We start from the raw sequence: 8,365 nt of genomic DNA on the forward strand, positions 1-8,365 counted from the left end.
GTGTTATGAAAACAATCAATCAAATACATGATCCTTTCTACGTTGTAGGAGTAGGAGCAAGTGCCGGTGGCTTAGAAGCCTTACAGGATCTTTTTAAAAGTATTCCGGATAATTCTGGCTGTGCCTATGTAGTAATACAACATCTTTCTCCGGATTATAAAAGTCTTATGAGTGAATTATTATCTAGATATACAAGCATGGAAGTGCATGTAGCGGAAAATGATGAAGAAGTTATTCCTAACCATGTTTATTTAATTCCACCCAAAAAAGAGTTGTCTATCAAAGAAGGGCGATTGATTTTGAGTGAACAAAATAACGTCAACGGTATCAATTTAGCGATTGATAACTTTTTCCGTTCTCTTGCCAAGGATTGTGGAAAGCATGCGATCGCAATCGTATTAAGCGGTGCGGGAAGTGATGGTTCTCTTGGTATTCGTGATATCAAGGAATATGGTGGTATGATCATGGTACAAGAGCCTAAAACAGCTGCATTTAATAGTATGCCACTAAGCTGTATTGCCACAGGTATGACTGATTATGTATTGCCACCTGGAAAAATGCCTAAGGCGATGTTAGGTTTTATCCAACATCCATATATCCATGCAGAGGATATACAAGATCAACCCCTTCATAAGAATACGCTATCTAAAATTTTAGATGTGTTGAAGGAATATTGTCATATGGATTTTTCTAACTATAAGGAAAATACCATCATACGAAGAATGGAACGTAGAGTTAGTATCAATCAGTTTCATAATTTAGAAGAATATTTAAATTATTTGATCAGCTCAGATCAAGAAAAAGAAACCTTATTCAAAGAGCTATTGATTGGTGTTACCGGTTTTTTCAGAGATCGGGAAGCCTTTGATTTTTTAGCATCTCAGGTCATTTGTAAAATGAAACCTGTGAACAATGCCATACGTATATGGTCTGTTGCTTGTTCGACAGGAGAAGAAGTATATTCCGTCGCAATGTTACTTCATGAGTATATGGAAAGAAATCATCTGGATTATGATGTAAAGATATTTGCGACAGATATTGATCGAGCTGCGCTGTCCGTGGCATCACAAGGCTTTTATTCTGCCAGTGTGGTCATGGATGTAGAGCCGGCATTGTTAGAAAAATACTTTACCAAACAAGAAAATGGGTATTGTATCAATGCGGAAATCAGAAAGATGATCATTTTTTCTGCGCATAATGTGTTAAATGATCCTCCTTTTTCTCGTTTGAATTTGATCATTTGCCGTAATCTATTCATTTATCTAAAGAGTTATGTACAACAAGAGCTTTTATATCGCTTTTATTTTGCGTTGAATAACGGTGGACATCTTTTCATGGGAAGTAGTGAGTCCATTGGTGAAATGAACGAGTCTTTTGAAGTGATTTCAAGAAAATGGAAGATCTATCGTCAAAGAGAAGATGTGAGACCAACCAGCAATATGATCATCAATGCCAATGGGTTCAGTGAGCATTTTTCTAATATTTTAAGAAGCAATGATTATCGTAATATTGATAACCATGGAATCAAGGTCGAGAAAATCGTAGAATCTGCATTTTCTGCGATTTCACCGCCAAGTATCATCATCAATGACGTGGATAACATCATTTATATGGGAAGTGATATTCATCGCATCTTACAATTCAAGCCGGGAGTATTTTCTCAAAACCTTTATGCAAATTTACCGAATGGATTAGGCTTATTTGTGAGTGGTGTCATCCGTCGCTTACATGCAGGAGAAGATAATGTTGCGACCATTTGTGCGAGTGAATTATCAGAATTCAAAGGAAAAAACATCTTAATCAATGGATATACCCTGGTAGCGGCAAAAACAAACTTTTACCTATTGACTTTTGATATCAAAGAAGCGAAAACCAAGGAACAGCCTCAACTGATTGATACCAATGAAGAAATTGCCAGACGAATTGCGGAATTAGAGGAAGAACTACGTATTAGTAAGGAAAACCTACAAGCAACCATTGAAGAGCTTGAAACAACCAATGAAGAATTACAATCCAGCAATGAAGAACTTGTGGCCGCAAATGAAGAGCTTCAAAGTACCAATGAAGAATTACAGAGTGTCAATGAAGAATTGTATACCGTCAACAGCGAATATCAAAGTAAGATCGATGAACTGACACAATTGAATACCGATCTGGATAACCTTTTGATCAATGTAGAAGTCGGTGCCATTTATCTGGATAATGAATTGAAAATCAGAAAGGTAACTCCAGTAGTCTCTCGAATTACACATATTTTGGAAATGGATATCGGACGTCCTATTTCTCATCTGTCCTTAATGGATGATTATCCGAATTGGCAAGAAGATGTAAAAACCGTTCTTCAGACATTGGAAGGCATAGATAAGGAAATCTATGAGATCAATGGTAAATATTGGCTCATTCGAATTCGTCCATACCGAAGTGAATTTAATTCTGTAGAAGGTATCATCATTACCTTCTTAGAAGCGAGTGATCTTAGAATGATGCGAAGCTCTTCTTTTGAGCGAGATGGCCGTCAATATTGGCAAAGAGAAAAATGTGATATCGAAACATGGCGTTATGATCTACAACATCAACTTCTTTGGTATCCTTTCCAATCAAATGAGGAAGTAAAAGATGGTAGTCACTACCATGTGAAAGATTTTTTAAACCACGTGCATCCTGATGATCGAACACATGTAGAAAGTGCTTTAGAGGAGTTTGTGAAATCAGGAAAAAGTTGTTTAGAATTTATGTATCGTTACTTATCAGAGAATCAAATGTATGTATGGGTATATGATCAAATTTTTGTGGAAAAGAAACATAGTGATGGAAGTGCTTGTATCTTACAAGGTAATATGACGGTACTTGACCATCGATAAAAGGGGAATGCGTCATGGAAAATAAGTATTCAAAAAAAGAACTTGAGAGAAATATCAAACAAGTATTGCAAAATGATGTGAAAGATTCTCAATTATTAAGGCAGAGTCTGGAAGAAATCATAGAAACTGTCAATATATACCATCAAGAGCTGAATTATCAAAATGAAGAGCTTATGAGAGCAAATATGGAATTATCCTGGCTAAAGGAAAAATATCAGCTATTATTCCATGAGGCTCCCATAAGCTATGTCTTATTTGATTATCATGATATGATCGTGGAGGCTAATCAAACTTTTTGTCAACGCTCTAAGGTAAACTCCTCTTTGATTATGCGTCATAAAATCACTGAATTCATCTTACCGGAATTTCAAGATGCCTTTCATTTTCTGAAAACAAAGATCATGAATGGTTCTGAAAAGGAAATCGTGGAATTAAAACTAAAAAATATGGAAGCTGAAATTGTGGATATCACAATGATCGCCAAACCATTTTATCATCATTCTTATGTTGAACAAGAAGAGGATCACGGTAATCTAATATGTGCTATTATCAATGATATCACCGAATTAAGAAGTCAACAAAATGAAATATTAAAAATGAGCTATCATGATGCTATGACCGGTCTTTATAATCGCCGATATTATGTAGAACTTATTAAAAAACTAGAGAGCAGTCCAAGTAATCTTCCTATTTCGATTGCTTCTGTTGATTTGGATGGATTGAAAATCATCAATGATACTTTGGGTCATGAATTCGGCGACAAAGCCATCATGACCGTTACCAATATCCTACAGAAAAATATATCTTCAAAATGGAAACTGATTCGTATGGGAGGCGATGAAATCGCAATCATATGTCCAAAGACAAGTATGAAGGTATTAAAACAATTTTTAGAACATATCGAAGCTATCATCGGAAAGTATGATATCCAAGGAATACCGGTTTCTATCTCCTATGGAGTTGCCAGTAAGGTAACCCCATATGAGACATTAGATGTCATTGCGGCGCTTAGTGAAGATATCATGTATTCTAAAAAAGTACTACAAAGTCCGCAACAAAAAAGCATGGTAGTTACCATGATGTTGGAAAAGCTATTTTTAGCACATCCAAGAATTGAACGGCATTCTTTACGTGTACAGGAAATGGCAATCGATTTCGCAAAATTTATGGAAATGGATGAATACTTCATAGATGAAATCGCAAGATTTGCATATCTTCATGACATCGGTATGGTAGGAATTGATGATGCTGTGATTGAAAAAGAACAAAAGAAATTTCTTCCTGAAGATCAAAAAGAATTTTATCGCCATCCTCAAATCGGAAATCGTATCATTCGATCTATGTTTGGCTATGAAGAAATTGCGACTGCCGAGCTTTACCATCATGAATGGTGGGATGGTAGTGGATATCCTTATGGATTAGCTGGAGAAGATATTCCTTATTTGGCACGTTTTCTTGCTGTTGTAGATGGCTATGATTGGCATAAACTAGAGTTGGGATATCAAGACGATGAACATACAACTTTGGAAGAAACCATTGCTTATTATGAGAATCTGAAAGGGAAGCGCTATGATCCGGAAATTTGCGAGCAATTCATTGCGTACCTTAAAAGAACAAAGACTATCCAATGAGCGGATAGTCTTCTTTTTTATGGTTTGATATAGGAATAGCCTTCCTGTTGTTTTTTCGCAAGCTCTACGACACCTGCAGGTACAACTTCTACAAACGAGTACAGTTCACCATTGGAAATGCCTCTGCTCATCAATGCATGATGACATGCGGTGATAGAAACACCGTCCTCACTTAGCTTTTCCATGACTGCTTGAAATTCATCATTGCGATGACATAGACACTCAACTGCCTCAGCATTTGCGACGATTTCGATGGTGTAGGCTTCGTGATTCTCCTTCCCATACAGTAACATGTTTTTAACATTACCAATTGTTAATTCCCATTTCTTTAATTCATCAATGTGAAAAATTACCTTCATGTTCGGATACCTCCTCGTAGTAATCATTATAGCACGATTGGCCACAATAGAAAAGGCTTACATTCGTCAATAGGTCAATTCTACTTCCTTATGAATGATGGCTTTTATCATAGATGGTTGAATAATATACAAATGATGATCCTGTTTACATACACAATGCAATTGTTTTAAGGAACTCATCACACGAGATAAGGTCACCGTGTGGATATTCAGATATTCCGCAATCTCCGACTGTGTAAAAAACTTAGGTAAGATATATTGTCCTTGTTCCTCAATCGCATAATCCATCAAAAACATACAAACACGAATAGGCACACTTTCCTCTTCCATTTGTAGATATCGTAAAAAGATATTCTGATAATTTTCAGATAAAACTTCAAACAATAAATTGGTAAATAAAAGATCAGTTTTCATTAAATTACATAATACCTCACTATCTAAACGATAGACGATACAATCTGTTTTTGCGATGATCATAAGGGCATTTTTCGCTAAATCACGATGCTGAGTATATAAATGCCTAGTGAAATGAGCAAAGCCGATCACACGCTGATCCATAAAATATAAATGCGTTTTTGTTTCACCATTCTTCTTGATACTGCTTAGTGCACAGATGCCGGAATGTAAAAAATATGCATAATGCTCATCCATGGAATCATAGATATGTTCTCCCTTATGAACAAGCATTTTTTCTCCATAACGATAATAGTCTTCAAATCGGTTCATAATCTGTCCTTTCTTTTCTTACATTTTACCAAAAAAGTGAGAAAATAACATCCTTTCTGATAAAAATCTTATGCTGAAAGAAGAAAAAGCATGTTGCTTATCTTGAATGTATTTTATTGAATAAGGGGCTTATTTACAGATATGTAAAATTTGCGTGACACCAAGACAGTGAAAATGCTACAATAAAACGAGAAAGAAGGGGATAGTATGCCTGAAGCAATTACAACTCAGCGTATATACGAAAAGATGTATATTGACATCGCTTGTGGAAAATATCAAAATCAAGAGGATCTCCCCTCAATTTCAAATCTATGTGAGCATTTTTCTGTCGGTAGAAATACGATGCGTAGTGTATTAAGAAAATTAGAAGAAGATGGCTTTATCAAGCAAGAAAAGGGCAGAAATGCATGGGTGATATTCGATAGTCGTGATCCGAAGTATTTTCGTATATTCCAGGAGGCAATGTATGGACGTTTTCCTGCGCTGATTGAGATCTTTCAAGTAATGGAAGATATCATGCCCGAATTAATTGAGGAAGCATTACGTAATGCCACCGCAGAAAATATCGAAGAAATCAAAAGAAGGATACAAAGGCTAAAAACAGATACCTTGGCCTCTAGTTATGAATTACTTGATATATTGATGTCTATTTATTTATATGCGTTCTCGTTATTGGATAATCAGCATGTGATCCATTTGTTTACAGAAATGATGGAATTTGTGACCATTATTGCGCCAAAAGAAACGCTACGTTCAAGTGAAGTGAAGCGTACCGTTCATTTTCTAGGACAAATGATGTCTACCATCATGGAATTCGTCTTGCGCCATGAAGCAAAGATGATGAAAAAAGCTGTAAAGATCATGATACGTTCTATCTCAAAACAAGTACAAAGATATATAAGAAATCATGTAGATGATCAAATAGAATTTCATCCAATACCTTTTCGTTGGATGTATCATCCAGATTATCTTTATCAACATATTGTTATAGATATCTTAAATGACATTAATTTGGGTAAATATGAAGAGAAGAAGGATCTTCCTACTTTTGAACAGTTAGCTGAGCAATATCATGTCAGTGTTCGTACATCTAGAAAGGCAATCGACGTATTAAACCGTTACCATGTTGTCCATACAGTGAATGGGGTAGGAAGCTTTATCTGTGTGGATGATAAGGATAAGTTGGAAATATGCAGAAATGACGAAATATTATCTCATGTGAAGGATTATTGTGAAGTGTTACAACTGTTACGTTTATGTATCAGAGGAATCGGTGTCCATTATATGCAACAATGGAACAAAGATCAAGTTGAAGATCTCATATTATCTATGAATGAAGGCATCACGCCAAATTTGACACCGTTGATGAAATGTATGTTTACACAAAATAGTTGTCTTACCTCTATTTACCAAGAGGCGGTAAAGGATTTTTCATGGCATGTTTATGTACAAAGTATTTATCCAATGAACAAAGATATCTATGACTTTATCGAAGCTTTTCAATTATTAGAAGAAGAGTTAAGAGGCAGAAAATGGTCAAAAGCAGCGCAACAAATCGATGAAATCATGGGTCAAATATGTAAATATACCAATGAGGTATATTTATATATGAAGCATCAGTCTACCAATGAAAGCATGTGAAAATTATTTGAATATTGCGATTATTTTTATGAATATAGCGAAAAATATGAATTATTTTTGTAAAAACACCTAAATTCAGCTATAGTAGGACTTTTTTTGTTGTAAAAATAGTTGGCTCGTCATATAATATTATTACAGACATGTACCATGTGGTACAAGGATAAACAGACGAGATTTTGGAGAGGGTGCTTTGAATGGATATTAAGGAATATGAAAGGCTGAGAAAAGAAAAATCCTACAAGCGTGTGATTCGTGAGGAAAAAAAGGGAAAAGAGATTTATCAAATGCTTCCCTATTATGAGAATTGCGTATTGTTAGGAGATTCTATTGCGGAATCTATTTTAGACTTTCGATTGTTAAGAAAAAATAATGTGATCGCAAAGCGTGGTAGATGTATCGATATGATTGATGAAGATATAGAAAAAGTTTTTGTACTAGAGCCTAAGATTATTTATATGGAATTTGGAAAAAATGATATCTTGCATTTTCAAGGAAAGGTAGAGCCGTTTATTGAAATTTATGCTGAAAAAATCCAAAGAATCAGGCAAACATTACCACATACATGTATTTATATAAATTCTATCATACCAATGCGTCAGGATGTCATGGATCGTCTTGGGGGTAGAAAGGTTCTAGATGCATTCAATGAAGGCTTGATGAATATGTGTGAAAAATATCATTTAACTTTCATCAATAATGAAATCTTAATGTCATGGAAAGATGATGTATTTGAATTTGATGGGGTACATCCAAAATATCCTTACTATACCATGTGGATGAAGCATATGGCGAGCACTGCAGGTGTTTATTCAGAAACTTGAGTAACGATTCATGTTTGAATCGTTTTTTTCATTTGAAAGTTCTTCTAACAGTAAACCTAAAGAAAAAAGCTGAAAAGTTATCTGAGATGAACATTTTAGCTTAGAAGACATTATAAAAGTTGATAATTGAAAAGGTAAATCTTCAGGATCAAATCCTGATCCCCATTGTTCAACTTTCATTTCTTTATTATGCCAAATCATTACATCATGGCATTTTGGACATTCAAGCAGTATTTCGTATTTCTTTGTTTTGCGATGATAGGTAGCCGATTCGTCTGCGATTTCTTCTTCTGCTCATTCTTCATACTTACACCTTTTGCATTTCA

The 8,365-nt window shown here is 35.1% G+C and carries 6 protein-coding genes; 4 read left to right on the forward strand and 2 right to left on the reverse strand.

The window, feature by feature from the left end:
* The first annotated feature begins 5 nt into the window (after window positions 1-5).
* Both UGRO018_RS14440 and UGRO018_RS14445 read left to right on the forward strand, forming a co-directional pair.
* The gene (locus UGRO018_RS14440; protein ID WP_416327200.1) at window positions 6-2,861 is read left to right on the forward strand and encodes a CheR family methyltransferase; all 2,856 of its coding nucleotides are present in this window, start codon (window positions 6-8) and stop codon (window positions 2,859-2,861) included.
* Between the two features lie 14 nt (window positions 2,862-2,875).
* Window positions 2,876-4,492, forward strand: coding sequence for a sensor domain-containing diguanylate cyclase/phosphohydrolase (locus tag UGRO018_RS14445; RefSeq protein ID WP_416327201.1), 1,617 nt, complete (start codon window positions 2,876-2,878; stop codon window positions 4,490-4,492).
* A 17-nt stretch (window positions 4,493-4,509) separates the two neighbouring features.
* Here the strand turns inward: UGRO018_RS14445 and UGRO018_RS14450 are convergent, their stop codons facing one another.
* Entirely contained in the window at window positions 4,510-4,851 is a 342-nt protein-coding gene (locus UGRO018_RS14450; protein ID WP_416327202.1) for a DsrE family protein, read from the reverse strand.
* Between the two features lie 66 nt (window positions 4,852-4,917).
* Window positions 4,918-5,577 carry a Crp/Fnr family transcriptional regulator gene (locus UGRO018_RS14455; protein ID WP_416327203.1) on the reverse strand — a complete coding sequence of 220 codons (660 nt, stop codon included), beginning with the start codon at window positions 5,575-5,577 and terminating at the stop codon, window positions 4,918-4,920.
* Window positions 5,578-5,784: 207 nt separating this feature from the next.
* On the opposite strand from UGRO018_RS14455, the gene UGRO018_RS14460 reads away from it, so the two are divergent.
* Both UGRO018_RS14460 and UGRO018_RS14465 read left to right on the forward strand, forming a co-directional pair.
* Window positions 5,785-7,218: a GntR family transcriptional regulator gene (locus UGRO018_RS14460; RefSeq protein WP_416327204.1), complete on the forward strand. Its 1,434-nt coding sequence runs from the start codon at window positions 5,785-5,787 to the stop codon at window positions 7,216-7,218.
* Window positions 7,219-7,412: 194 nt separating this feature from the next.
* Window positions 7,413-8,039 carry a GDSL-type esterase/lipase family protein gene (locus UGRO018_RS14465; RefSeq protein WP_416327205.1) on the forward strand — a complete coding sequence of 209 codons (627 nt, stop codon included), beginning with the start codon at window positions 7,413-7,415 and terminating at the stop codon, window positions 8,037-8,039.
* The last annotated feature ends 326 nt before the right edge of the window (window positions 8,040-8,365 follow it).

This window comes from Hoskinsella mucinilytica (genome assembly GCF_045223415.1).
In the GTDB taxonomy this organism is placed as follows: Bacteria; Bacillota_I; Bacilli_A; order Erysipelotrichales; family Erysipelotrichaceae; genus Hoskinsella; species Hoskinsella mucinilytica.

Coding starts and splice junctions, on each gene's coding strand:
- UGRO018_RS14440 (WP_416327200.1), top strand. CDS start 6: ATGAAAACAATCAATCAAATACATGATCCTTTCTACGTTGTAGGAGTA.
- UGRO018_RS14455 (WP_416327203.1), bottom strand. CDS start 5,577: ATGAACCGATTTGAAGACTATTATCGTTATGGAGAAAAAATGCTTGTT.
- UGRO018_RS14465 (WP_416327205.1), top strand. CDS start 7,413: ATGGATATTAAGGAATATGAAAGGCTGAGAAAAGAAAAATCCTACAAG.
- UGRO018_RS14445 (WP_416327201.1), top strand. CDS start 2,876: ATGGAAAATAAGTATTCAAAAAAAGAACTTGAGAGAAATATCAAACAA.
- UGRO018_RS14450 (WP_416327202.1), bottom strand. CDS start 4,851: ATGAAGGTAATTTTTCACATTGATGAATTAAAGAAATGGGAATTAACA.
- UGRO018_RS14460 (WP_416327204.1), top strand. CDS start 5,785: ATGCCTGAAGCAATTACAACTCAGCGTATATACGAAAAGATGTATATT.